At 68.2% G+C, this 22,962-nt stretch carries 21 protein-coding genes and 3 pseudogenes; 14 read left to right on the top strand and 10 right to left on the bottom strand.

Going from position 1 to position 22,962, the window contains the following annotated elements:
* Positions 1 to 97 precede the first annotated feature (97 nt).
* The 3 genes from ABZZ20_RS31705 to ABZZ20_RS31715 all read left to right on the top strand — a co-directional run bounded on the left by ABZZ20_RS31705 (position 98) and on the right by ABZZ20_RS31715 (position 1,515).
* Positions 98 to 493 carry a ribosomal protein L7/L12 gene (locus tag ABZZ20_RS31705; protein WP_356875568.1) on the top strand — a complete coding sequence of 132 codons (396 nt, stop codon included), beginning with the start codon at positions 98 to 100 and terminating at the stop codon, positions 491 to 493.
* 210 nt (positions 494 to 703) lie between these two features.
* The gene (locus ABZZ20_RS31710) at positions 704 to 1,030 is read left to right on the top strand and encodes a transposase (protein ID WP_356875570.1); all 327 of its coding nucleotides are present in this window, start codon (positions 704 to 706) and stop codon (positions 1,028 to 1,030) included.
* Positions 1,031 to 1,092: 62 nt separating this feature from the next.
* Complete coding sequence (locus tag ABZZ20_RS31715; protein ID WP_356875572.1) at positions 1,093 to 1,515, top strand: IS3 family transposase; 423 nt, start codon at positions 1,093 to 1,095, stop codon at positions 1,513 to 1,515.
* A gap of 209 nt (positions 1,516 to 1,724) precedes the next feature.
* On the opposite strand, the pseudogene ABZZ20_RS31720 reads toward ABZZ20_RS31715, so the two are convergent.
* Positions 1,725 to 2,471 (bottom strand): annotated as a pseudogene (locus tag ABZZ20_RS31720) (transposase family protein); the annotation flags it as partial.
* 617 nt (positions 2,472 to 3,088) lie between these two features.
* Between ABZZ20_RS31720 and ABZZ20_RS31725 the strand changes: the two are divergent.
* Positions 3,089 to 3,457 carry a hypothetical protein gene (locus tag ABZZ20_RS31725; protein WP_356875574.1) on the top strand — a complete coding sequence of 123 codons (369 nt, stop codon included), beginning with the start codon at positions 3,089 to 3,091 and terminating at the stop codon, positions 3,455 to 3,457.
* Between the two features lie 261 nt (positions 3,458 to 3,718).
* Positions 3,719 to 3,958 carry a relaxase domain-containing protein gene (locus ABZZ20_RS31730; protein WP_356875576.1) on the top strand — a complete coding sequence of 80 codons (240 nt, stop codon included), beginning with the start codon at positions 3,719 to 3,721 and terminating at the stop codon, positions 3,956 to 3,958.
* A gap of 77 nt (positions 3,959 to 4,035) precedes the next feature.
* Here ABZZ20_RS31730 and ABZZ20_RS31735 read toward each other — a convergent pair whose 3' ends face one another.
* Positions 4,036 to 4,431: a helix-turn-helix domain-containing protein gene (locus tag ABZZ20_RS31735; protein WP_356875578.1), complete on the bottom strand. Its 396-nt coding sequence runs from the start codon at positions 4,429 to 4,431 to the stop codon at positions 4,036 to 4,038.
* 750 nt (positions 4,432 to 5,181) lie between these two features.
* Between ABZZ20_RS31735 and ABZZ20_RS31740 the strand changes: the two genes are divergently transcribed.
* From ABZZ20_RS31740 to mobF, 3 genes are all read left to right on the top strand, one after another.
* Positions 5,182 to 5,613, top strand: coding sequence for a hypothetical protein (locus tag ABZZ20_RS31740; protein WP_356875580.1), 432 nt, complete (start codon positions 5,182 to 5,184; stop codon positions 5,611 to 5,613).
* Between the two features lie 433 nt (positions 5,614 to 6,046).
* A complete protein-coding gene (locus ABZZ20_RS31745) occupies positions 6,047 to 6,655 on the top strand; it encodes a relaxase domain-containing protein (RefSeq protein WP_356875582.1) in 609 nt (202 codons plus the stop codon).
* Complete coding sequence (gene mobF / locus ABZZ20_RS31750; RefSeq protein ID WP_356875608.1) at positions 6,577 to 8,013, top strand: MobF family relaxase; 1,437 nt, start codon at positions 6,577 to 6,579, stop codon at positions 8,011 to 8,013. The genes ABZZ20_RS31745 and mobF overlap by 79 nt, the downstream gene beginning before the upstream one ends.
* A 787-nt stretch (positions 8,014 to 8,800) precedes the next feature.
* Here mobF and ABZZ20_RS31755 read toward each other — a convergent pair.
* The 3 genes from ABZZ20_RS31755 to ABZZ20_RS31765 form a co-directional block, all read right to left on the bottom strand.
* Entirely contained in the window at positions 8,801 to 9,352 is a 552-nt protein-coding gene (locus ABZZ20_RS31755) for an EF-hand domain-containing protein (RefSeq protein WP_356875584.1), read from the bottom strand.
* A 207-nt stretch (positions 9,353 to 9,559) separates the two neighbouring features.
* Positions 9,560 to 10,168 carry a transposase family protein gene (locus ABZZ20_RS31760; protein WP_356875586.1) on the bottom strand — a complete coding sequence of 203 codons (609 nt, stop codon included), beginning with the start codon at positions 10,166 to 10,168 and terminating at the stop codon, positions 9,560 to 9,562.
* A gap of 245 nt (positions 10,169 to 10,413) precedes the next feature.
* Entirely contained in the window at positions 10,414 to 10,869 is a 456-nt protein-coding gene (locus tag ABZZ20_RS31765) for a hypothetical protein (RefSeq protein WP_356875588.1), read from the bottom strand.
* Between the two features lie 177 nt (positions 10,870 to 11,046).
* On the opposite strand from ABZZ20_RS31765, the gene ABZZ20_RS31770 reads away from it, so the two are divergent.
* The gene (locus ABZZ20_RS31770) at positions 11,047 to 11,433 is read left to right on the top strand and encodes a hypothetical protein (RefSeq protein ID WP_356875590.1); all 387 of its coding nucleotides are present in this window, start codon (positions 11,047 to 11,049) and stop codon (positions 11,431 to 11,433) included.
* Positions 11,434 to 11,558: 125 nt separating this feature from the next.
* On the opposite strand, the gene ABZZ20_RS31775 is transcribed toward ABZZ20_RS31770, so the two are convergent.
* The 3 genes and pseudogenes from ABZZ20_RS31775 to ABZZ20_RS31785 form a co-directional block, all read right to left on the bottom strand.
* Positions 11,559 to 12,065 carry a hypothetical protein gene (locus tag ABZZ20_RS31775; RefSeq protein WP_356875592.1) on the bottom strand — a complete coding sequence of 169 codons (507 nt, stop codon included), beginning with the start codon at positions 12,063 to 12,065 and terminating at the stop codon, positions 11,559 to 11,561.
* Positions 12,066 to 12,608: 543 nt separating this feature from the next.
* A pseudogene (locus ABZZ20_RS31780) lies at positions 12,609 to 13,115 on the bottom strand (transposase); the annotation flags it as partial.
* Positions 13,091 to 13,663: a winged helix-turn-helix domain-containing protein gene (locus tag ABZZ20_RS31785; protein ID WP_356875610.1), complete on the bottom strand. Its 573-nt coding sequence runs from the start codon at positions 13,661 to 13,663 to the stop codon at positions 13,091 to 13,093. The pseudogene ABZZ20_RS31780 and the gene ABZZ20_RS31785, both read right to left, overlap by 25 nt.
* Before the next feature lie 664 nt (positions 13,664 to 14,327).
* Here ABZZ20_RS31785 and ABZZ20_RS31790 point away from each other — a divergent pair.
* Positions 14,328 to 15,728, top strand: a complete 1,401-nt coding sequence (locus ABZZ20_RS31790; RefSeq protein ID WP_356875594.1) for a replication-relaxation family protein — start codon at positions 14,328 to 14,330, stop codon at positions 15,726 to 15,728.
* Positions 15,729 to 15,856: 128 nt separating this feature from the next.
* Here the strand turns inward: ABZZ20_RS31790 and ABZZ20_RS31795 are convergent, their stop codons facing one another.
* Positions 15,857 to 16,771: a hypothetical protein gene (locus ABZZ20_RS31795; protein WP_356875596.1), complete on the bottom strand. Its 915-nt coding sequence runs from the start codon at positions 16,769 to 16,771 to the stop codon at positions 15,857 to 15,859.
* 153 nt (positions 16,772 to 16,924) lie between these two features.
* Here ABZZ20_RS31795 and ABZZ20_RS31800 point away from each other — a divergent pair.
* Together ABZZ20_RS31800 and ABZZ20_RS31805 are read left to right on the top strand one after the other, a co-directional pair.
* Positions 16,925 to 17,201: pseudogene (locus ABZZ20_RS31800) on the top strand (hypothetical protein).
* A 92-nt stretch (positions 17,202 to 17,293) separates the two neighbouring features.
* On the top strand, positions 17,294 to 18,271 hold the full coding sequence (locus ABZZ20_RS31805) for a hypothetical protein (RefSeq protein WP_356875598.1): 978 nt from the start codon (positions 17,294 to 17,296) through the stop codon (positions 18,269 to 18,271).
* 53 nt (positions 18,272 to 18,324) lie between these two features.
* On the opposite strand, the gene ABZZ20_RS31810 is transcribed toward ABZZ20_RS31805, so the two are convergent.
* Positions 18,325 to 20,829, bottom strand: a complete 2,505-nt coding sequence (locus tag ABZZ20_RS31810) for a Helicase associated domain protein (protein WP_356875600.1) — start codon at positions 20,827 to 20,829, stop codon at positions 18,325 to 18,327.
* A 520-nt stretch (positions 20,830 to 21,349) separates the two neighbouring features.
* Between ABZZ20_RS31810 and ABZZ20_RS31815 the strand changes: the two genes are divergently transcribed.
* Entirely contained in the window at positions 21,350 to 21,562 is a 213-nt protein-coding gene (locus ABZZ20_RS31815; protein WP_356875602.1) for a hypothetical protein, read from the top strand.
* 413 nt (positions 21,563 to 21,975) lie between these two features.
* Complete coding sequence (locus tag ABZZ20_RS31820) at positions 21,976 to 22,176, top strand: hypothetical protein (RefSeq protein ID WP_356875604.1); 201 nt, start codon at positions 21,976 to 21,978, stop codon at positions 22,174 to 22,176.
* Positions 22,177 to 22,962: the final 786 nt, after the last annotated feature.

Consider the following 22,962-nt stretch of genomic DNA (forward strand, 5'->3'; position numbering starts at 1 on the left):
CTGGCGCGCCCGCGGTTGGCGAGCGGGTAAGCGCGAGCGCCTAATTCCTTGGAGTACCTGTTTGTGAGGCGACCATGACAAGCAGCTGCGTCGGTGAATGGTTCACTTGCCAGGGATAGCTTGGGGTGGCCGGGGGCGGGGAGGGTGTGTGGAAGAGCCAGGTTTCCGTGTACTGCTGACAGAGGCAGGTGACCGGAAGGTCGATGCGGTCCGTGCGATGCGTACGGTCACCGGTCTCAGTCTCTGGAACAGTAAACTTCTCCTCGACAGCGCGCCAGTCGCGGTCACGGAACCCAACTGGCTCGAGGTCGCAGAAGAGGCGGCCAGGGTCCTTGAGGACGCGGGCGCCCGCGCGACAGTGCTGTGCGACTGGTGCGACCGCACCATCAGGCGAGGGGCGGCGCCCATCGACGCGGCTCCGTGCAAGGGGCCGTGGCCTGCCGAAGCCTGCAGGGCGAGTTGCCCACCCGCCGCGCCACCCGCTTGTGAGTAGGGTCGATGTCGTGACTGCTCATGACCCTGGCCAGCCGTGCCTGCCGACCATTGACCAGCTGTGTGCTCTGCGGGACTTCATCCACGGCCGGACTTACCACGCCAGTTCCATCGCTATCCGGTTCCGCGGGGAGCCTGCTCATCCGGCGGGCTCTGCGATTGAACCGCCCCGGGTGAGGTGGAGGCTCGATTCCATGTAAGGATCAGAGTCATGGCACGTCCCTCCTCCTATCCGCCCGAGCTCCGCAAACGTGCGGTGCGCATGGTCGCCGAGATCCGCGACGATTACCCGACTGAGACCGCCGCGATGAACGTGGTGATGCAGAAGCTGGGCATCGGCTCACGCGAGACGCTGCGCAAGTGGGTGAAGCAGGACGAGATCGACTCGGGCACGCGTCCGGGGACGACCACCGAGGAAGCCGCGCAGATCAAGGCCTTGAAGAAGGAGATCGCCGAGCTGAAGCGGGCGAACGAGATCCTCAAGGCCGCGTCGGCTTTCTTCGCGGCCGAGCTCGACCGGCCACACACACGCTCGTAGCGTTCATCGACGAGCATCAGGACCGCTTCGGCGGCGTCGAGTCGATCTGCACCGTGCTGTCCGTGCACGGTGTCAGCATCGCCCCCTCCACCTATTACGCGGCGAAGAAGCGCCAGGAGAAGCCCTCCGCCCGCACGGTGCGCGACGAGGCGACAAAGGAGCTGATCACCAAGGTCTACGAGGCCAACTACCGTGTCTACGGCGCCCGGAAGGTCTGGCGGCAGCTGCACCGCCAGGGCCACGCAGTGGCCCGTTGCACCGTCGAGCGCCTGATGCGCGAGCTGGGCATCGCCGGCGCCGTCCGCGGCAAGAAGGTCATCACCACCATCCCCGAGCCGACGGCCGCGAGGGCGCCGGACCTGGTCGACCGCGACTTCGTCGCGCAGGCGCCGAACCGGACCTGGGTCGCGGACTACACGCACGTGGCCGCCTGGACCGGCACCGTATACGTTGCCTTCGTCGTGGACACCTCGGCTCCTCCCTAACTGTCGAGGAACTCTCCTGCGATGCAGCGGGCCTCGGGCGAGGCACGGAAGGCGACGTCCCGTACGGGTTGGACTCCACGTGGTGGCTGGCAGGGCGTACGGGCCGCCGGTGACCTGCTTGCCCAGCTCCGCGGCCCAGGGCTGACAGAACGCTGTGGCCACCGGGGCCAAGCACTCGATCCGGTCCCGCATCGCATCAGTGAGCTTCTTCGCTGCCGCTCCAGCGTGAGGATGGCCTTGACGATTGACGTCATGCGGTTGGGGCTGCACCGGGACCTGCGGAAGATCCGCCAGGACTTCAGGCTCGCGACACCGCGTTCAACGGGCGCTCGTGCTGCGGCCAGTGCCCGGTTGAGGGTCTTTTCGGTGGGAGTGAGGTCCTGGAGCGGCTTGCGTTTGATGCCGGTCGTCAGCCACGGTCCGGCGCCTTGGTAGGCGAGATCGGCCAGGATGGGAACGCCCTGGCGCTCGCAGATCCGGATGATCCGGTGGGTACGGGCGGCGGTCAGGTCGTGTGTGCGGCCCGGCAGGGCGGGCGAGAGCCACAGCAGCCGGCCGCCGGGGTCGGTGACGACCTGCACGTTCACGCCGTGGCGCCGGTGTTTGTGGGAGTAGTCGGCCCGGCCGTCGCCGACCCGGTCGCACTCGGCGAGGGTGCCGTCGAGCAGGACGAAGTCGGGATCGTGCTCGCGCAGCGTCTTGAGCAGGCCCGGTGCTCGTTCGGAGAGCAGGTCGACGACCGCGCGGGTGTAGGCGTGGGCGGTGGACTCGCTGATCCCGAACCCGGCGGCGATCTTCGCCAGAGTGGTGTGCTCTCGTAGGTACACCAGTGCCACCATCGCTCGCTGAGACGGACGGAGCTTGCAGCGACGGTCGCCGTCACGAGTGACAACCAGCATGGTGACCCACTCCACGAGCGCATGCGGCAGGTCAAGTGCGGCAGGATGAATGACCAACGAGGCCCCCGAGCAACGTGATTGAGACGTCAGACATCTCGATCAACAGCTCGGGGGCCTCGTTCGTTGCGCTTCACAGCCCATCACCCGATCGGTGGCCAACTCGAAGAAGCTCAACTGAACTGAATCTGTGCAGGAAGCGGCGCTGCCAGTCGTCTGGCCTGCGGAGTTCCTAGCTTCGGGTCGGGCTGCGCAGTCTGGTTGAGTGTTGTGCAGTTGCGACGCCGAGGGTTGTTGTCGTTGTGGCTGGTCAGGGGTGGGTCTGCTTCTGGTGGTGACATTCTGATGCGGTGTGTTCGGTGTCATCGGTATGCGTTGTCGCTGGACAGCGGGGTGCGGTGTCTGTCGGGTGTGTCTGGCGTCTGGTTGCCAGATCCCCGCCATCGCGCCTGCTCACTCTGGGGTCACATGTCCGGGCGTTCTTCGATGGGCCCGCAGGGGTTGTGAGTCGATGACTGCGGCCGTCGGCTCGCCGCCCTCCGTCCCTCGATGGGTACTCCTTCGCCTGATTGTGGCGTGATCTTCCGGGCCGGAAACCTGCTGTCGTGGGCCTCGGTCAAGCCGTAGGAATGGCTGGAGTTGCTGACTGGCATATTTTCCGATCCAAGGAGACCACTGTGGACCGTCTGCGCACCACCACCATGGCCCTCGCCGGTGCCGCGGCGATGTTCGCGCTCACCGCTGCTCCCGCCCAGGCCGCCCCGGGAGACGTGACCACGACCTGCGCGAGCACCGCCACCCCCGTCGGCTACGTCGACGTCAACTGGGGCAACAGCCCGAGCTGCGGCACCCAGAACTTCGCCCCGAACATCAAGCAGATCAAGCAGCTCACCGGCCTGCCAGTGGGCACCGTCGTCCAGGCCTGCGGCTCCACCTACTACCCCGCCGGCTGGGTCCAGACCGCCTCGTACTACAGCAGCGCCTGTGTCGCCTTCCCGAACTCCGGTTTCAACAACAACGCCTGGACGCTCAAGCGTGTCTCCTGACCGTCGATGACGCACCGTGCCCGGCCGCGCGCTTGTCCGGCCGAGCGCGGCCGGGCCCGTTGAGCGGTCCTGGTTGGGGACCGGTGGCTGGCCGGGCGCGGTTGTGGGGCAGAGGGGTGAGGGGTCCGGCGCGGTACTCGCCCACCGGTAGGCGAGTACCGCCTCGGCTGGCCCGGTGCGGGCGAGGGGATGCTGAACGGAAAATCGATCTCCGGGAGGGCAGGCGGCAGTTGAGGCCGCGCACGAGCGCGCGATCGAGCGGTGCTGGAGTGGATTGAGGACCACGTTGCGGTGATCCGGTTCGGCACGGACGGCGTCTGCCGGGTGAGGCCGCCCGGCGGTCTGGTAGCCGCCCGCTTCCGCCACCACGAGTCACGTGCTGGCATGCTCTTGCATGATCATCTTTTGTTGTCAGTGAAGGAGCAGCGCCTGGACGGGAAGTGGGGCTCGGCCCACTCCGAGGTCCTCTTCGAGGACACCGTCGCCGCCTCCGCGCTCTAAGCTCCACCATGCGATCTCACCGAGTGGCCGTCGATACACACCAGCGGACATGACCTCGGGCTGGAAAGGGGGCAGTCTCAGTGTTCGAAGACATTGGCCAGTCGTCCGTCGACCGGTTCTTTGCCTCGGGAAGCGGCACGGTCGGCGAGAGCGCATAGCTGTGCGGGGGTGAGGCCGGCCAGCTCACGGAAGTCACGGTTCATGTGTGCCTGGTCGTAATAGCCACACAGGGCCGCCAAGTCAGCCAGCGACCGGCAGGCGTCTGACGGCAAGCTGAGTGCCCGTTGAAACCGCAGGATCCGGCTGACGGATTGCGGCGGCAGTCCGATCTGCTCGCGGAAGAGCACCTGCAACCGGCGGCTGCCTCGGCCCGTGGCGGCAGCAAGTTCTTTGGCGGATATCCCCCCGTGGCAGGCGCGCAGTCGGCTCCATGCCTCGGCAACGACCGGCGAGAGGGGCGGTGCGTCCACCATCGCTGCGCCAGGGCGTTCTCGATCACCGCCCAGCGTCCTTCCCAGTCCGGCACCGCAATGAGCTGCTCGGTGAGCCTGGCCGACCAGCCGGTGCCCAGCACCTCATCCGGGTGTACGTGGTCGTTGGCTAGGTGGTGCAGCGGCAACCCCAGGCACATGTACGCGCCCAGCGGAGTGAACTCCACCTCAACAGACTCCGCGACACCCCCGTACCCGCCCCTCATCGACGACGTCCACAGACCGGCGAGCATCGCATGCCACGCCTTCCGCTCCGCCAGACCGCTCCGGGCCTCGTAGAACAAGCGCAAGGGATCTCCCCAGCCCAGGATCAACGTCACGGTGGCCGAGGGAAGAGTGAGCCTGACCGGACCCGGCCCCGCAGTGCGATGACCTCGGTAGATCACCACCTGACCCCGTAACCGCTCTGAGGTGCGACGCTCCACATACTCGCCCCTGTTCCTCGACTCCATGGACGTTTCAACCTCCGTCTGCGGCCGTGCCGGTGCGCGCGTCAGTCGACTCTCGTGAAGAGTGCGCCTTTGTACAAGGCGAACGCCCTGGCTCCACAGCAATCTGGACACACCGCGCGCGGTGACCGTCATCTCGGCGTGGGCACCTGTGCCGGGCAACTGCGCAACGGCAACCGCAATGCAAGCCAAGTCAACAATCGGAATAGACCTACGTGCTCTGTTTGCACGGCATGGGCTGTGACATGCGCCTTGAAGGCAGGCGCATACAAGGGAGTCATTGGTGAAGAAGAAGCTTCTAGTGTCCCTGACGTCCGCACTCGCGTCGTTGGGGGTGGCGGCCCTGCCGGCCTCGGCGTCTGCCGCCGAGCTGGGTTCCACCGGTGGCACAAGCTACAACAACTGCGCCCGGGTCAGCGGCGACTACGAGTGGACGTTCCGGGGTGACTTCGATGGCTTGGCCGGCTACACCACTTCGGGTACCGCCCACGTCCGCCGAGGCAATCCGCAATGCACCCTCACGCCTGTTCTCCGGTGGAAGGGCTGGGTATACACCCGGTCCAGCAGCTGGGTCGGCTTTGACTGGGCGACACTCGCAACCGGCACCGGTGACGTCGACCTTTCCTTCAACGGTCAGATCACCCGAGGCGTCCAGCTCAAGATCTGCAACCTACAGCCCAACGGAACGATCAACGGCTGCGCCACGGTGAGGTGACATCAGCACAGGGTCCGTCTCCTCGTTCGAGGCGACGGACCGTGCAGACTGCGTGGTGAGCAGAGAGCTACTTGATGTTGGCGACCCCGACCAGCACCAGGTTGCCACCGAGGCCCCGAAGGACCTCCTCTACAACGGCCCGATCCTCGGAGAGGCCGGGGACCGCGCCGGCCCCCTCGCACCGCCCCCACCGCGCCGGGTGCGCGTTGGTGGTGTTCGTTCCGTGGTGCTGGATGGTGCTCAGTAGTGCTGGATGGTGTTGTTCGGGCGGTGGTGTGAGTGCTGCCGGAGAGCGATGACATTCGCGTCCGTCCCGGGGCCGCTTCCCGCCTGACGGGACACAGGGAAGAAAGTTCGGCCGCTGCTCCCGCCTGGCGGGACGTCCCGCTGATCGGCCTTTTCTTGCAGGTCAGAGCCGTGTGGCGTGGTCTGCATGACAGTGGATATCAGGGTCATCCGGGCCGGTCAGATGTACCGCTACTACCTGCGCGAGACCGTTGTCGGTGACGGCCGGCGCCCGGCGCGCACGCTGCTGCGCGCCGCCCAGGACCAAGCCGGGGTCCCGGCCGGGCGATGGATGGGCCGCGGCCTGGCCGTGCTCGGACTGACACCGGGGCAGGAAGTCACCGAGGCGCAGCTGCGGAACCTGTTCGGCGAGCGGGGCCGCCACCCGGACGCGGACCGGATCGAGGCCGACCGGCTCGCCAAGGGCGACTCCCCAAAGAAGGCGTTCAAGGCCGGCGCCCTCGGACGCCGCGTGATGGTCATCGGTGTCGACTTCGTCTTCCGGCCGCAGCCGACGATCTACCTCCTGTGGGCGCTGGGGGATGAGGAGACCCGGCAGGTGATCGAGGCCGCGCACGAGCGCGCGATCGAGCGGGTGCTGGAGTGGATCGAGGACGAGGTCGCGGTGATCCGCTACGGCAAGGACGGCACATCTACCGGGTCCGGCCGCCCGGCGGTCTGGTCGCCGCGCGCTTCCGCCACTACGAGGCGCGCTCCGGGCGACCCTTGCTCCACGACCATCTGCTTCTGTCCGTGAAGGGGCAGCGCCTGGACGGGAAGTGGGGCTCGATCCACACCCTGGCCCTGCACGAGAACACCGTGGCCGCCTCCGCGCTCTACAACGAGATCGTGGCGGCGGAGGTCTGCGCGGTACTGGGGCTGGCGACCGAGCCGCGCACCGTCACCCCGGGGCGTCGGCCGGTGATGGAGATTGCCGGGGTGCCGCACGAGCTGATCCGCTGGACGTCCCGGCGCAGTGACCAGATCGCCGCCTGCCTGGCCGGGCTGGAGCACGAGTACGTGACCGCCGTCGACGACGACGGCGAGTTGAAGTTCCTGCCGGTGGTCTCCGAGCGTGCCCGCGTCAAGCTGAACCAGATTGCCGCGAAGATGACGCGCCCGCCCAAGCCGAAGGCCCGGCCCCTCGTGCAGCTGCGCAAGGAGTGGAAGGAGAGTGCGATCCGCACCTCCAAGGTGGCCGCCGACGTCATCACCTCCCTCCTCGAGTATGCCCGCGCCGTGGCTGCGGCGATCCGGGCCCGGGTCGCCGCCGTGGTCGATGTCGCCATGGCGGCCGTCGACGTCGCCGCGACGGTGTTCGTGCTGAACGACGGCGGCCGCTTCCACCGCCGGCACCTGCTCGCCGAAGCCCGCCGCCACCTCGCCCTCGTTCTGCGCGGCCGCCGCCGCGACCCCGGCCTGGACGACCAGATCGTGGCCGCCGCCATCTCCGCCCACTGCCTGGACATCAGCGAGCCGACAAGCGTGCGCGGCCTGGAGGCCGGCTACCGCCTTTACACCGCCCGGTGGGCCCTGTCCGACCTCCGCGCCCGGCGCCGCCCGCCCACTTCCGCGCCCGGCCCGGACCGGCATCCCCCGGCCGATCCGGGCGAGCCGGCTGCGCCCCGGCCCTCGGGCCAGGACGCGGGGGAGTGGGAGATACCCCGCATCCCGCTTCAGTACGAGCGGGCCGTCCTCGCCGGTGCGGTGGTGCGGGAGAAGCTGCGCGCCGCCACCGGCGCCGTGCGGGGCCGGGCGTACGACGTCGTCACCCACCAGCAGGCGGCGATGCCCGAGCAGCTGCTCGCGTCCCCGGCCGCCGACCCCGACGATGACCAGGCGCCGGAGGCCGGGCCCCGGGAGGCGATCGACATGAAGGCGCTGCGAGCCCTCCGGGAGTCCCGCACGGACGTGGAAGCCCTCGATCTCACGGCCGATCGGCTGCGCCACCTCACGGACGCGTTCACCAAGGCGGCCGACGACTCCCGCACCCGCGCGACCCGCTACACCGAGCAGGACGACGCCGACCCGGTGCGCCCGGTGCGCCGGGACGACCAGCAGGCGTACCGCCCGCAGGAACCCGGACCGCACCGCGGCCGGGAGGCCGGCCACTGAGCGCACCTCGATGTCGCGCACCCGATGCGGTGGCGCGCACCGACAATGTCGGGCGTCCATTCCACCGAGTGGAGCCCACCGGCCGGGAGTGGACGCCACCGCGCTCTCCATCCACTCCACCGAGCGGAGCCCACCCGGTGGGGTGGCCGACATTGGGAGTGGACGACATCGACGGGGACGATGCCGCGCATCCACCGATGCGCACCCGCCGCATTTCTCCTTGACATCGGCCCGGGTCAAGGAGAAATGCGCCGCCTCCACCCGGCCCACTCCACCGCACCGAGTCCACCCGATGCGCACCACTCCCGCGCCGTCGGCCGTACCGGTGCGCACCACCCACCGAGTGGATGCGCACCGGGTGGATGCGCACCACCGCGCCAGTGCGCATCGTGCGCGCGGCTACGGACGCCTGGTCATGGACTGCACTGAGCCTCCGCCAACTTGAAGTCGCAGGTCAAAGGGCTGGTGTGACCGGTCTTCGGAGTGCTCACGCTGGTCGCGGGCGGCAGTCTACGGAGTAGATCGTTTGTCGCGAGGTATCCCTCAACCTCAACAGCGCGGGAGGGGAAGGCTGGTTGATCACGGGCGCTCCCGTCTTGCCGGGGGCGTCACCAGCTATCGGTACAACCTCATTTGGTGCCCGGCAAGACCCGTGATCGTTACGCGTGGGGCTGGAATGTGCGCAGTCGGCGAGGAGGCGCATGCAAAGATGGCCGCCCGCTGGAACTGGGTTCCAGAGGCGGGCGCAGGAGGGGTTCGCCGGAACTGGCGAGCGCCTCGATGCAGGTCAGGGGCGCCCGAAGAACAGGCTGCCCGGTGCGCCGGGGTCGTTCGAGAGGAAGTGTTCACGGATCGCGCGGATGAACTCGTGGCGCGAGATTGCGCCGTCCCCGTCGGTGTCCAACTGGGTGAACGAGTCCATCGCGTCGGGCGCGTCGCTCTTCCATACGTCCCTAAGGAAGCGGGCGAACTCGTCCTTGCTGATCTCGTTGTCGCCGTTGACGTCGATGACATCGAAGATTGCATGGCCGCCTCCCTCGGTGACGTTGAGCCGGCTGGTGTCGATGACCGCGAGGCGGTTGGCCGTGACGTACTGGTCCTTGGTGAGCCGGTCCCCGTCCACGCCCGCGTGACGCAGGAGCTCCAGCCAGTAGATCTGGCAGAAGGTCTGGAGCGCCCTGGCCCGACGGTCGGTCTTGTCGAGCTTGTAGGCCTGGATGTAGCGGTCGGCGAGCTTCTGGTAGTCCGTCCAGTCCAGGTAACCGTCGTGGTTGGCGTCCCAGGCGTCGAATGAACGCTCGAGCTTGGTGGTGATGACGTCCTGCGCTGCAATGGTCATGGACCGCGCCCTTCCGTGATCTTGTCTCGTGGCCTGCTCAGCATGGCGCAGGGCATGCCGGAAAGACGCCCGACCCACGCAGGTGACCACCCGATGTAGTGATCAGCTTCGTACGGTGCGCCGTACGTTGCTCCGCGACCCGCTAGAGCCGCACTGATCGCCCATGCCTGCCTCTGGTCCTCACCTTCGAGATCGAGAAATACCTGGTCAGCGGTTGACTTCGAGGTTCGTCAGGACGAGCAGAGCGCGCAGGAGGCGGGTCGCGCGGGCAGGGTCGGTGCGGAGTTTGTTGAGGGTCCGCCAGTTCTTGAGGTGGGCGAATCCGTGCTCGACCGGCGCGCGTCCGACAGCGAGGATGCGGTTGGCTTCCTTCTGGCCTGGGGTGAGTTTGTGGGTGCGGCTGGCTGCGAAGCCGGTGACAACCACGGGGTCGCATACCTCGTGTTCCAGGCCGCGGAAGCCGAGGTCCGCCAGCGCCCCGAGGCCAGCGGCGCGCAGGTGGGCCAGGATGTGATCACGGCGGGCGGCGGTGATGTCGTGGGTGCGGCCGGGCCGGGCTGCGGAGATCCAGATCAGGCGGCCGTTTTCGTCTGTCAGGGCGAGGAAGTGCAGGCCGTGATGACGGTGTTTCCCGGAATAGTTCCGCCGGTCGGCTTTCCCGGTTCGGCGCTGGGTGGGGATGAGGGTGCCGTCGATCAGGACCACCTCCCCGCCCCGCTTGGCGACCTTCTTCAGTGCTCGGTCCAGGCGCGGTGCCTGGGCGGCGAGCAGGGCGATCAGCTCGTCGCGCCAGCGGCGGACAGAAGACTCGGACACGTTGTTGCCGCCGGCGGATCTTCCCGGGCGGCAGGATCCGCCACCTCGACCGTATCGCCTTCAGATGACGCCGCAGCAGATCCGCCAGGTGGTTGACGGTGCGCGTGGACAGCGGCAGACGGCACTGATAGACAAGCGGGCAGGTGTCCTCGGCGCGCTCCTTGGTTTTCGTCACACAATTCCAACGGCCGCCGGGGGCACCGTGGTTACGCTCACACTCCCACCCTCGGCGGCGGAGTACCTGGCTACAGGCGGGTGGTGAACCGGCCGTCGGGCTGTTTGCGCAGCCAGCCGCGGACGGTCAGTCTGAGCAGCTTCCCGCGCAGCGGCTCCAACTTGCTCTTCGCGCTGATGTCCACTCCCAGCATCTCGCCGACCTGCCGGGCCATGACCGGTCCGGCGGCCTGCCGCACGGCGGTGAGGATGCGCTGGTAGCCCGGCGGGAGCATGGTTTCCTCCACGCCCGGCTCGCGGTGTGGGATCAACATCACCGCCCGGCCGCCCACCTGCCCCGGCACCGGCGCGGCCGAGGCGCGTTCGTCAGCGAGCTGTTCGCTCACCCGTTCAAGGACGCGTTCGGCGACAGCGAGTTCGTCTCGCTCGGCCCGTACCTCGGCCAGCTGCTCGGCCAGCTGTTCTTCCAAGTCGTCCAGTTCCGCGCGCCGCGCGGTGATCCGTTCCAGAAGCTCGGGATCCAGCATGCACCAGATCGTAGAAGACTCCCGGCCACAGCAGGCACGAACAAGCGAACCGACCGCCCCGACAGACGATCTTCCCCGCAGACTTCCGCCCGCGACCAGCCTGAGCACCTCGACAGCCGGGCACACCAGCCCTTTGACCTGCGACTTCAAGTTGGCGGAGGTTCACTCTCCGCGCGAGTGCACGACATCCACTCGGAGTGGACGACATCGTCGGTGCTGATGCAGTGCTTCGGCGCCGTCGAAGCGCAGGTACCCCGGCAGCGGCAGGCGCCGCCCCAGCCTCAGCCGGCGGACCTCATCGGCGTCACGGCCCGGGCCGAGCACACGTCCTCCAGGGGTGACGAACTGCCTGCTGACGTACGCGTCGTCGGCGTGGGTCAACGGGTGGTCGCCGTTTACTTCGTGGAATCGTTTCGAGAGCCGCCGCTTCAGGTCCGTCTCCGGCATCGGGCTGCTTCCACGTTCACCGGTACGGGTCTCTTTCCCGTGCTGGAGTCGGAGCGCTATTGGCCGGATGTTTCGGCACTCATCGAACCGTCCGAGGGGGAGGGTCTGGTCTGCTGAAGGCTGATTTGGCAGAAAGCGCCTTCTCCGCTTGCTGGCGGAGGAGGCGCTTTCGGGTTTTCGTACGTTTTTGCGGGAAGCCACGTGTGAAACCAGGTGTGAGGTTCTCCCGGGCGACCCTGCTATCAGGCCTTGTCGAGATAGAACTTCTCGTGCTCGCCGCCGTTGGCGTTGACCTGACAGTTCACCGTTCCGCCGGGGCCGGTGGCGGTGGTCACCCCGCTGCCGGTCACCATGCGCAGGTAAATACCGGGGAAGGCCGCCGACTCGAAGGAGAACGAACCATCCGCCTGGGCGCGAAGGTGGTATTTCTCCCAGGGGCCGATGCCGTATTGGCAGTTGACCGTCCCCCCGCCGGCCATGGTGGTGGGGACTCCGTTGCCGTCCATGCGCAGGAACACGTTCGGGAGGGCCGCCGACTCGAAGGCGTACGAATCATCTGCCTGCGGCCGGACCTTGTACGTTGTCCAGGGGCCGGGGCCGTACTGGCAGTTGACCGTCCCGCCGCCGGGGTCGGTGGAGGCGGTCACCCCGGTCCCGTCCATGCGCAGGTGGATATTCGGGAAGAACGTCGACTGGATCGTGATGGGCGTGTCCCCGAGCTTTGCGAGGTCAGCTGCCGATAAAGGCATGATCGCCTCTCCTTTGGTATGGGAGTGTCGTGGACGAGTCGAATTCAGTGCCGATGGCGGCAGCCTTTCCGGCGCTGAATACCGGGAGAGAGGAGTGCATCTGGCCGAACCGCACGGCCTCATCGGCTCTATTTATGAGCAACTTTCCGTAGAAAGGGAAGCTCGCCGAATCGCAGATAAGGCGGCATCGCAGCCGCCATCCATGTCACCCCGCCCCCTATTTCCTGCTCTCACAGGCCCCGAACTCAATGTATTCGCGTGAACACAGTCTGTCCACCCTCGTGGTTCAGATCAGTGTCTGCGGGAGGCGTTTCAAGCCGACTGCGGGAAACCGGCTCTTTCGGCAAGCGACCGGTACGACAGGTGTCCATGGTGGGAGGGCCGATGGGGGACATGGGCAGCTCCTGACTACGGTCGCCGAGCCGATCACGGCGACGTCCCGACAGCTTCAGGCTGACGGCCTGTGGACAGCGGCCATGAGCTTCTCCTCTCCTCGGAAACGGACAAACCCTGCGGACATGGGGCCTTACTGACTTCGGCTTTTCAAGGTGACGTTGGGGTGTCGAGGGTGAGGCCGGTGCCGGCTATGAAGCCGTCGAGGGTGTCGGGCCGGTATTGAAGGCGTTTGAGGCGGTTGCGGACGAGGGTTTCGAGTCGGTCGAGGGCCATGACGGCGAGGTTGGCGAGGCTGCGTTTGACGTGTGCCCACACGCCTTCGACCGGGTTCAGGTCGGGTGAGTAGGCGGGCAGCAGGAACACCGTCAGCCAGTCGCGTTCGGCGACGAGGTCCCGCATCCGGCGGGAGACGTGGGTGTTCAGGCGGTCCCAGACCAGCACGATCGGTGCTCTGACCAGGTGATGGACGCCGTTGATCAGCGTGATGAAGTCCCGCTCGCCCAAACTGCGACGTGTTCCCTTGCCGGCGGGGTGGGTGCGCAAGCGGTGGCACAGCCGGGTCCGGGAACCCGGCCGCATCGCGATCAGTCCGGCGACCGACAGGCGTCCCGAGCGTCGTCCGCTGACCGTCACGACCGGGGTGACGCCGCGCCGGCCCCAGGTCCGGCCTCGGGGCGGCCTCCGGGTGAAGCCGGCTTCGTCCTCGAAGCAGACGTATCCCCCGCAGGCCGCCCGGACTCTTTTACCTCCGCCCAGGTCGCCTCCCGCCACACCTTCACGGCCTGCTCGTCGCGTTCGGCGACCCGCCGCGCGGGCACCTGCGGGGAGAACCCAAGCCGGTGCATCAGCCTGGTGGCACCCGAGACGCTGTAGGTGACGTGGAACTTCCTGCCGATCAGCGTGGCCACCCTTGATGCGGTCCACACCTGGTCCTCCACCCAGCCGTGCGCGGCCGGCCCCTGCTCGAGGTAGGTGACCAGCTTCTCCAGGCAGTACGGCGACAGACGGCACCGTGACCCGCCCGGCCCGGCCGAGGCCAGGGCCTGAACACCTTCGTCCCGCCACAACTGGTGCCACTGGTAGGCCGACTTCCGGCTCACCCGCAGACGCCGGGCGACCTCCGGCGGCTTGATCCGTTGCTCGAACAACTCGGCCGCCTGCATCCGTACCGTCTCGCGCCGCTGACGTCCTGCCGGAGTCAGCCCGCCCCCATCCGCATACCTCACACACCACGGAATACAACCAACAACCCAGCCCCGTCAGGCACCCCGCGAAAAGTCACCCTGGAGAGCCGAACTCAGTAACGGACCCCCTGACCGGCGCCCGACTCGACGGTGGCGTCGGCCGCGGCCCCCTTGACTAGGTCGACCGTGCGGCCGCGTGCGCCGTACTTCCCCTTGACCTGCTCCGCTGCCGACGGCTGTCAGACGGCGGTCAAGGGGTACCTCTGCACGCTCTCCCGCACGGCCCCGGCGCGGGGCGGTTGAAGGTGAACGAAGGAGGTATGACGATGGCGACGATCCACTCCTGTGCGAGAGGCGGCCCGCGGCTGGCGGCCCTGCCGCAGGCCGAGCTCGGGTCGGGCAAGCCCCGCAGCGCCTGGGCAAGCCGAAGTGGGCTCCTTGAGGGGGCACTTCGGACCCCCCTTCGGAACCCACTTGGGTGCCCGACACTGAGGGCGGAGGCAAACATGCTGGTCAGCGTGCGAATCGGCGAGGAATCCGCGCCGTCACACCCCTCTTCTCCCCTCTTGTTGTCCGTGTGGGAAGAGATCATCGGGTTCCAGGGAGGCCCGGCGCCCTCCACGACTGGACTGGCCCGGCTTGCGGTCGGCAACTGGTCGCGAGTGACGAAGGGGTGGAGCTGATGGCAGGCAGGCGGCTGACGAATCCGGCGGGTTCCTCGAACGACTTGCGCGGGGATGTGCTGCGGGTGCTCGGTGTGCTGAAGGTGGCCACGGCCGACCAGATCCAGCGGATCGCTTCACCGCACCTGACCTACCGGCACACGACGAAGGCGACGGCCTCGGAGCGGAAGACCGCCCGCACCGCTGCGCACGCGGGTGCGCTCTCCGATCTACGCAGGCACGGTCTCGCCGAGAACGGCGGCACCACCCGGGCGGGGGAGTCGCTGCGCAACCTGACCACCAAGGGCCTGGAAGCCGCCTCCTACGAGCTCGGACGCCCGCTCACGGAGATGGGCTCCACTGCGCGCGGCGCGGGCTCCAGCGGGGCCACGCACCCCATGGCCGTCAACGAGACGATCATCGCCATGCTCCGCCCCAAGCCCGACCTCCGGCTGCTCACCCCGGAGCCGCCCGAAGCGAAGGCTGCCGCGCAGGCCGCCGCCGACGCACCCGGCGGCATCGGCACGATCGCCTCGTACGCGACCGAGGCCCCGCTGCCCGCCACCGGCACCTGGGGTGCGCCGGGCAAGGGCGGCGCCCAGGCCGACATCGTGCTCACCGCCCCGCAGGACCAGATCCCGCTGTTGTTCATCGAGGTCGACAACTGCCACGAGACCGCCGAGGAGATCGCGGCCAAGCTGTTGAAGTACTCCCGGTTCTTCAAACGCACGATCAAGGACACCGACGGCAAGGACAAGTCGATGTGGCGCACCCGTTGGATGGCCCGCGTCGCGGAGCGAGGGGAGGCCCCGCACCCGCCGGTCCTGATCGTCTTCAACCACATCGGCGCCCGCGACCCCAACCGCACCGTCCCGCGGCTGCAGGAGCTGACCCGGCCGCTGTGGGCGGGTGAGCCGGCCGACGGGTTCAGCAGCTACGACAGGAAGATCCCGATCATCGCGACCGGCCTGCGCAACCTGCGCGCCCACGGCCCGAACGGTCCGGTCTTCCTCCGCTTCGGCCGCACCCACATGCAGCCCCTGCGCGACGCGATCGGCAACCCCCGCCGGGACGCCGTCCTCGCCCGCCGGGCAGAGCGGGCGCGAGCACAGCAGGAGGAGTACCAGGAGCAGCTGCGCCGCGCGGCCGAGCAGAAGAGGGCCGAGCGCGAGGCCGCCCGCCCTGCCTGCGTCGGCTGCGGGACGAAGTTCGACAACGACCGATGGGAGAACACCCAGCTCTCCCCGGAGCCGGGCCACCGGTGGCACCCGACGCTGTGCGAGCCGTGCGAGGCCAAGACCGTCGCGGCCGCGGACCAGGCCGAGCGCGACCGCCTCGAGGCGGAGGCCGCCGAGACCGCCGAGACCGCCGAGAAGGCCCGCGGCTGGCGCTCCCGCTTCCGTCCCGGGCAAGCCTCATGAGAGCTGGGCAAGCCCCTGCCGACAGCGTGGGCAAGCCGAAGGCGACCCTGGGCAAGCCCCGCTGTAGGCATTGTTGAGGTGCAGCTGACCGAACGAGACCGTTTCTCAGAGTGGAGAAGCGGGCCCGCTCAAGCCGATGGAGGGCAGGGCCCGCCCGCGGGGTGACTGAGGAGCGGCCCAGGTCCAGCTGCCCGCCGACCTGGGACGGCTGAGGAGAGGTAGCCGCACTCGCGGGCTGCTTTGATCCAGTCCTTGATGGTCGGTTCAGGGCGGTCGAAGAGTTGGGCAAGGCGTCGGTGGAGGCCAGGGCCGTTGATGGCTTCACGGAGATAGGCGTGGGCCACACGGTGAAGGAGTTCTTCCTCGAGTGGCGGTCGTCCTCGCTGCGCGGGCTGTGCGAGTGCGCTGGCGTTTTCTAGAGCTTGTACGGACGCCGGGGCGAGCTCTGGTCCGGATTCGTCCTGAAGCCGTCCGAGTCCCAGGGTGGTCACGCCCTCGTCTCTCCAGGATTGGTCGGCCAGTTCGGCCTGGGCACGTGCGACGATCTGCCCCAATGGGATGCGGCGCAGGACATCACTCGTGATCGGTGCGGAAACAGCCGTCGGCACATCGTCCTGAGAGGGCCCTACGAAGTCTCCGAAGTCGTCCCAGTACCCCCAGTCCGGGCGCCAGAGCTCGAGTTCGATCACGCCGAGGCCGGCTCCCTGATTCGCCAGGATGCCGTGCACGGTCACCGGCAGATCGGCCGCCTTGTAGACGAAGTCGGCCACGTAGCCGGGCCCACGCCGTCGCTCCTTGACGAACAGCGTGAGCGAGGGGCCCGGCTCAGCGTTCTCGGGAATCGCCGACAGGTCGGGGTAGGCGTCCCAGGGTTCCATCACCGTAGCGATGAGCGACTTCTTCCAGAGGTCCAGCTCCTGAGTGCTGCGCGAGCAGTCGTAGGAGTGGTCACGGACACGCGGGTGGTCCGGCCTGAGACGGAGCTCGTCCTCGGGGGCCTCGGGGTTGACGTAGTCATCGGCACTGAACTCGGGCTGCGGCATGCGTTCCAGGCTAAAGACCACCGGTTCGCAACGTGGAGGGAAAAGGCGGGTGAGAAGCCTCGCGAGGTAAGTCATCCGCCCACGGCTCGGAGCCGAACCGCAGTACAACGGCAGGGCACCTCGCTGTCAGTGGAGGCTGGGAGCTTGGGACGCCTGGACAGGGATGAGGAGCTGTTGCGCGGCCGGGCCTACGGCACGAACCACGACGACCCGAACCTGGGCCCACGGCCCGGCCGCACCTACGCCGAGCTCGTCGGCGGCCCGTTCGACGGACTGCTGCTCGGCATCACCGGCTGGACGGCAGACGTGATCCAGACCGGGCGCCGCGCTGATGACCGAGCTCGGCCAGTTCGGCGCCGGCGGCCGCGCCTTGTATGACCCGCGCCCGGGCGATCAGCGTCGTTGGGACGGGTCCGGCGACGGCCCCTGACCAGCTGACGATCACGGAACCGTCCCTGATGGAATTGGGTGGTCTGGGCGGCGGGCGGCCCGTCATGCTGGTCTCAAGGTGAGGGGGCGCGCGTGGCACGCGATCAGGCGGAGATCGAGCAGAAGAACCGGCAGTGTCTTGAGTCGTTCGTGGTGCGCGCGCGTCGTGTGGCAGAGCACTCCCTTGCTGAAGACTGGGAGAAGCTCGTGGCGCTCATCGACCCGAAGATCGGTGTCCGTTTCGAGAATGGTGAGATCCGAATCCGGCATGAGCTGCCGGCGGAGGAGGTAGTTGAGTCCGCCGCGGCGCGGATCCGGCCGATCCTTTTGGCGACCGAGGACTGCTTCCACATGAAGGCACTGGGCTACGCCTGCCGGGAGTTGCCGCGGGATGCGGAGAGGGTCCGAGCAGTGCGTGCCGAGTGGAAGACGCGGGTGGCCCCGGCCACGCCCGCGGATGCTGCCTACCGGGTCCTGGTCGCCAACATGGCGACTGGCGAGGAACACGACCTCGATGCGCACCGGCTGGCCCTGGCCTGGATCTACGGCGACGTGGTGCATCACGATACGGAGCGGCGGAAGGAAGGCGACCCTTTCGGATTGCGAGACCGGTTCCGGGCTGCCGTGCCGCTGGTCGCCTGGACCATGGTCGCGACGATCGAGCTCCTGGCCTACATCGAAGCCCTGTGGAGAGACGGTGTTCTACAGCTCCGGCCGGAAGTCTTCGACGCGCAGGTCGCCCTGAAGTCGACAGTGTGGGAAGAGCCTGCTCAGATGTTCTTCGCTCCCGTCGGGACGGAGCCGCCATCCGGTGCGACGACCTCACTGCCCGACGGGTGGCTCCCGCTGGGTAAGGAAACGGACCTCTCACGCTTGCAGAACATTTTCGGAGGACAGCTCCTCCACCCGACCAGTCCTGCCGACGCGACTGTCCCGTCCAGTGAGGACTCCGGCGCGGGCCATCCCAAGAGCGACGGCAACACGGAGCGGACCGCCCACGTGGTTCCACGTCAGCCGGTGAAGGACTGGCAGGCTGAGCTGATCGAGGGCTGGAGAGCGATGCAGCCCTGACGACGCACGAGTGTCCCGCGCCAGCCTGGCGCGGGACACTCGTGCAGGGGGCTCTACGCCCACCGCATTCCGACCTTGGACAGCTGCTCGACCCGCTCTGGCGACAGGGCAGCGGCCCGGCGGCGCTGATTGTCGACCCACGTTCCGAGCTTCAACGTCACGTCCTGCTGTGCCTGGCCGTCGCCGGTGGTGATCGTCTCGACGTGTTTGCGGGGTACCGTGAGGTGGCCTTCCCGGGCGAAGAACTGGGCTGCGGCGGCGTAGTGCATGGCCCACTTGTTCGCCTGGCTGGTGCGTGCCTTGGGCTTCTCGTCCTCGCTGGCGGGCTCGATGCCGAGGATCTGCTCGCACATCCACTGTTGCACGGTGGTGAGCTGGTCCCAGCCGTGCCGGACGGAGGTGACCCACCGGCCGAGGTCTTCGCCTTGGCGCACGGCCTCGCCCACCGTGGTGGGTAGCGGCTGGCCGGTGTCGAGGTGCTGGCGGACGAGGTGGAAGCAGCGCTGCCAGGTCACTGGCCACACGGGGCACCAGGACGGGTCGATCTCCTCGAGCTGCTCGCGCCGGGCCCGGGTCATCGCCCCGGCCGACGATTCCACCGGCAGCCCCTCAGCCCGGCGCTGCTCGATTTCGCGGGCCTTCCGTGCGGCGGCCCGGGCGTTCTTCAGCCAGATGCCCACCGCTGCGCCCTGGTAGGCGGCGTCGAGCGGCGCGAGGAGGTGGCCGTGCTGGGCGGCCCAGCCGCGGGCGGCGGCCAGGCCCTCGGCCCAGGCGGTGTCGGCGTGGGACCAGACCATGCCGAGCTTCTCCAGCTGGTCGACGCGCTCTGGGTCCATGTCGCCGCGGTTGTAGAAGCGGCGGGCGTCAGTGGTCCACTGCCCGAGCGGGAACCCGGCGAGCGAGGCCGGCCACCCAGCCTTCTCGGCGTCTTCGGCGGCCGGGACGCGGAACGTGAACGGCACCTTGAGGTCGCCGTGCATACGGCCGTAGATGACGGCGGCCTCCACCCCGCGCCGCCAGTGCTCGTGCTCCGGGTTCAGCACCCGAAGGTTAATGAATGCGGCGAGCGCGGCCGGGTCGCGCGGCGTACTGAACTTCAGCAGGGCCTTGGCGGGGGCGCTGACGCTGCCGGTCCCGTTGCCGCTGCTGTCCTCGCTGACGGGCCTGTAGGGGCTCGGGGCCTGCTGCTCGGCGAGGGTCTCCACGATCCGCGCGTCGTGCGCCCGGAGCGCTTCGAGGAGCTTGGCGAGGCCGCCGTACGCGCGGGAGGTGAGCATGTTGTCGGCGGTCTCGCCGGGTCCGAGCAGGATCGGCACGACGAGCGAGGCCATCTTCCCCTCGCCGGGGTGCATCCGCAGGGCCCGGCCCACGGCCTGGACGAGGTCGGGCATGGAGCCGCGCACGTCGGCCCAGTACACGGAGTCGCAGTTCTTGGTGTCGACTCCCTCGCCCAACACCTTCACCGAGCCGAGGTAGCCCTTCTCCACGACGGTGCCGTCCGTGGCGATGCCCTCGGCGAACTCGGCCAGGACGCGGCGGCGGTGGAGCGGCTTGTGGTCGCCGCACAGCCAGTTGGCCCAGATCGTGGCCGGGTACAACTCCGGGTCGCTGGCGTGGAGCTGGCCGGCGACGTCCGGGAGGCCGGCCGCGAACGCTTCGGCCTCCTTCACGACGTGGTGGAAGACCAATGTGCGCCGGAAGCCCTCCTCTGCCGACGCCTTCACCAGCGCGGTCTGCAGCGCTGCCATGCGGGCCCCGCGGACCTCGTCCGAGCGGGCCTCGGCGCCCAGGAGCTGCGCGGCCTGGAGGTGGGTGTCGGTGACGTCCACGCAGACGACCTGGTAGGGGGCACAGATGCCCCGGTCGATGGCCTCGGAGAGAGACAGGCTGTAGCACCGGCTGCCGAACGGGCCGTCCGGGTCATCGTCCATACTCGCGACCAGCTCACCGGGGGAGCCAGCCTGGTCTTCGTCTCCGAGCTGCCACATCCGGGGCGTGGCCGTCATGTACAGCCGGCGCAGCGACGGGATCCGGGTGTTGTCGTGGATGACCGCCCACGGCTTCCCGATCCGACCGGACGTCCGGTGTGCCTCGTCGACCACGATCAAGTCCCAGGCCGTGAGGCCGGCGTTGTGAGCCTTCTCGAGCGTGCCCAGGCCCAAGCTGGCGTACGTGGCGTACACGGTGACCTTCTCCAGACCGCGGGTCCACTCCACCAGCTCGTTCACGTCCGTGGTGTTAGGGAAGGACACCTCCTCGCCCCGGAGCGAGGACACCCCGATCATCGGGCCCCGGCGGCCGCCCTCACGCCACGCGACCTCCGTCTGGGCGAGCAGGTCCAGCGAGGGCACCAGCACCAGCACACGGCCCGCATGGAGCTCCTCCGCGCTGCGGACCGCCACCCGGGTCTTCCCGGACCCGGTCGCCATGATCACTTGCGTTCGGAGCCCTCGTTCGGGCAGAAATGACCTTGCAGGCAATTCGAGAGCCGCAAGAACCGCGTCAATGGCCTCTCGCTGGGCGGTCTCGCGGTGATCAGGGCGGTTAGTAGTCCACATATCCGCTTGCCTCCTCCTGGGTGTCGTCCGGTCGATTCGAGCAGCGAAGAGCGGGAATCCTGCACGTAGATGCGGTGCGGTGGTTACGATGGGACTGACTCGGGTGCTTGGTTGATTTGGCTCACCGGAGCACCGGCGAGGGCTTACGGCGGATCTCGCTAAACTTCGGGGGCACTCCTGGCGGTGCGCTCTGAGTCCAGAGTCTATCTCGATATTAAAATGACGCACATAGAGGGCCGAGATTCCCCCTAACGTGGAGTGAAGCTGTTAGTCTGGTTTTGTCGCAAGCCAGACAGATGCCCTGACGGCCCCTCAATCCGGCCCCTTCGCTTGGAAGATTGGGCCCCTGCTTCCGTTCCACTCCCCCACCCCAGGGCCCTTCCGACTTCGCCTCCACAGGATCACGACCCGCTCGCGGACCGGCTAGCAGAAGTAGGGGGTGACCGGGTGGACTGCCGGATGCGGCGGGGGCGTCTACTGTGCCAACGTCGCTGGTGTGAGGGAGTGGGGTTTTGTGGGCATGAAAGTTCATCCGCTGCTGCGGTTGCTGGGCAATGTTGCGCTCGCGGCTGTCCAGGTGTTCACGGCCATCGTGGTCGTGAACTATTTCGACGGTGTCTTGGTCTGGATGTACGTCGCCATCACGGTCCTGGGTCTTCTCGGGACCTATCGAGGCGCCCGGGTGGCGTTGCGGGAGCTGGCTGGTGATTCCCCGGAGCGTGCTCGGCGGTAGAGCTCTACCCGATCGTGGCAGTGGGCTCGCCCCAGTGACGGGCCCTCCCCGACGACCCGTCACCCCTCCCCCCTTGCTGCCGTTTGGGCCTCATCCCCTTCCGGCCTGATGGCTGGTCTACTGCCTGCCTGGTCTTGGCCCGTGCGGAGCGCGGGCGGTGGCTGGAGCGGAGCGGAGGCCGCGGGTCGGCCGGCGGCCGGCCCCCGGCTCCAATGCAGTTGGCGGGCTCGCGGAGCGTGCCCGCCGGGCGGTGAACGGAGTGAACCCCTCCCGCTCACGCGGAGCGGGAGGGGCGGAGCCCCGACCCTCCCTTGCCCAGGGCGGAGCCCTGGGGGACCCGCATTCGATTTTCTGCCTGTATCACTCAGCTTGTGGGTAGGGTTTGCGTTCCGGCTTCGTGTGATGGGGGCCGCATGATCGAGCTTGGTGTGTTCTTTGGCGTGATGGGCTTGGCCGCGTTGTGGATGGTGCGGATTTTGCTGCAGCGGGGGAACCGGCGTACGGAGACGGCGGAGGGCCTGCGGATAGAGCAGGCTCGCAGGGAGCAGGCGGTGAGTGACCGGTCTTCCTACAACTCGGACGTCCTGCACAACTCCCCGACGCACGGGTTGTGAGGGTCAGGGTTGGTGTGAGTGGGGGTTGAGGGCCTGGTGAGGGCTCTTTTTCGTGGCGCGAGGTCAGTGCGGTGGATCTGTGCGCCTACATGCTGGAGGACGATGACAGGCCGCAGACGATCACGAGCCGGTTTTCGACCTTGGGCTGACTCCTAGACGGTTCATGCGAGCTGGGACCGGTTCGGAGGTCTCCTGAGTGATGAGGAACTGGTGTGCAGGCTGGGCTCGCTGGCCCTGGCATCGGAGGAGGAGCCTCAGCCCTGTATCTGTGACGGTGGCGGGTACGGGGTCTGAGGGCGAGGCCGGAAGAGCTGGAAAGGGAACGTAGCGACACTGTCCAATGGCGCGCGGCGGGGTGGGCCGGATTCGAACCGGCGTCATCCCTCTTAGCAAGAAGGTGCGTCGACCTCTGCGCTACCTGTCCCAGCCGCGGCGTGGACAGACTATGTGACCCCGCCGGCCGTTGCTGCTGGCTGCCCGCGGAGCGGGCTGGTCCTGGAGGCGGAGCCGGAAGGGCCCGGGTGGGGGAGCGGAGCGGACCCGCCCAACGGGCCGTAGGCCCGGACCCCGTGAAACGGGGTCACCTCCCGCGAGCAGCGCGGGAGTCTCCCAGGGCCGCGAAGCGGCCCCAGCTTGGGGTGGAGCGCAGCAAAACCCCAAGCAGTCCGCAGCGAAGCGGAGGACCCCGGCCCGAAGGGCCGGCCTTGCTCGGCGAAGCCGAGCCCGCTGAGCGCAGCGAAGCGGGGTTCTCTCCTGAGCGCGCAGCGCTCAGGTACCCGCTCCGCG

The organism is Streptomyces sp. NPDC006430, from assembly GCF_040612395.1.
Lineage (GTDB): Bacteria > Actinomycetota > Actinomycetes > Streptomycetales > Streptomycetaceae > Streptomyces.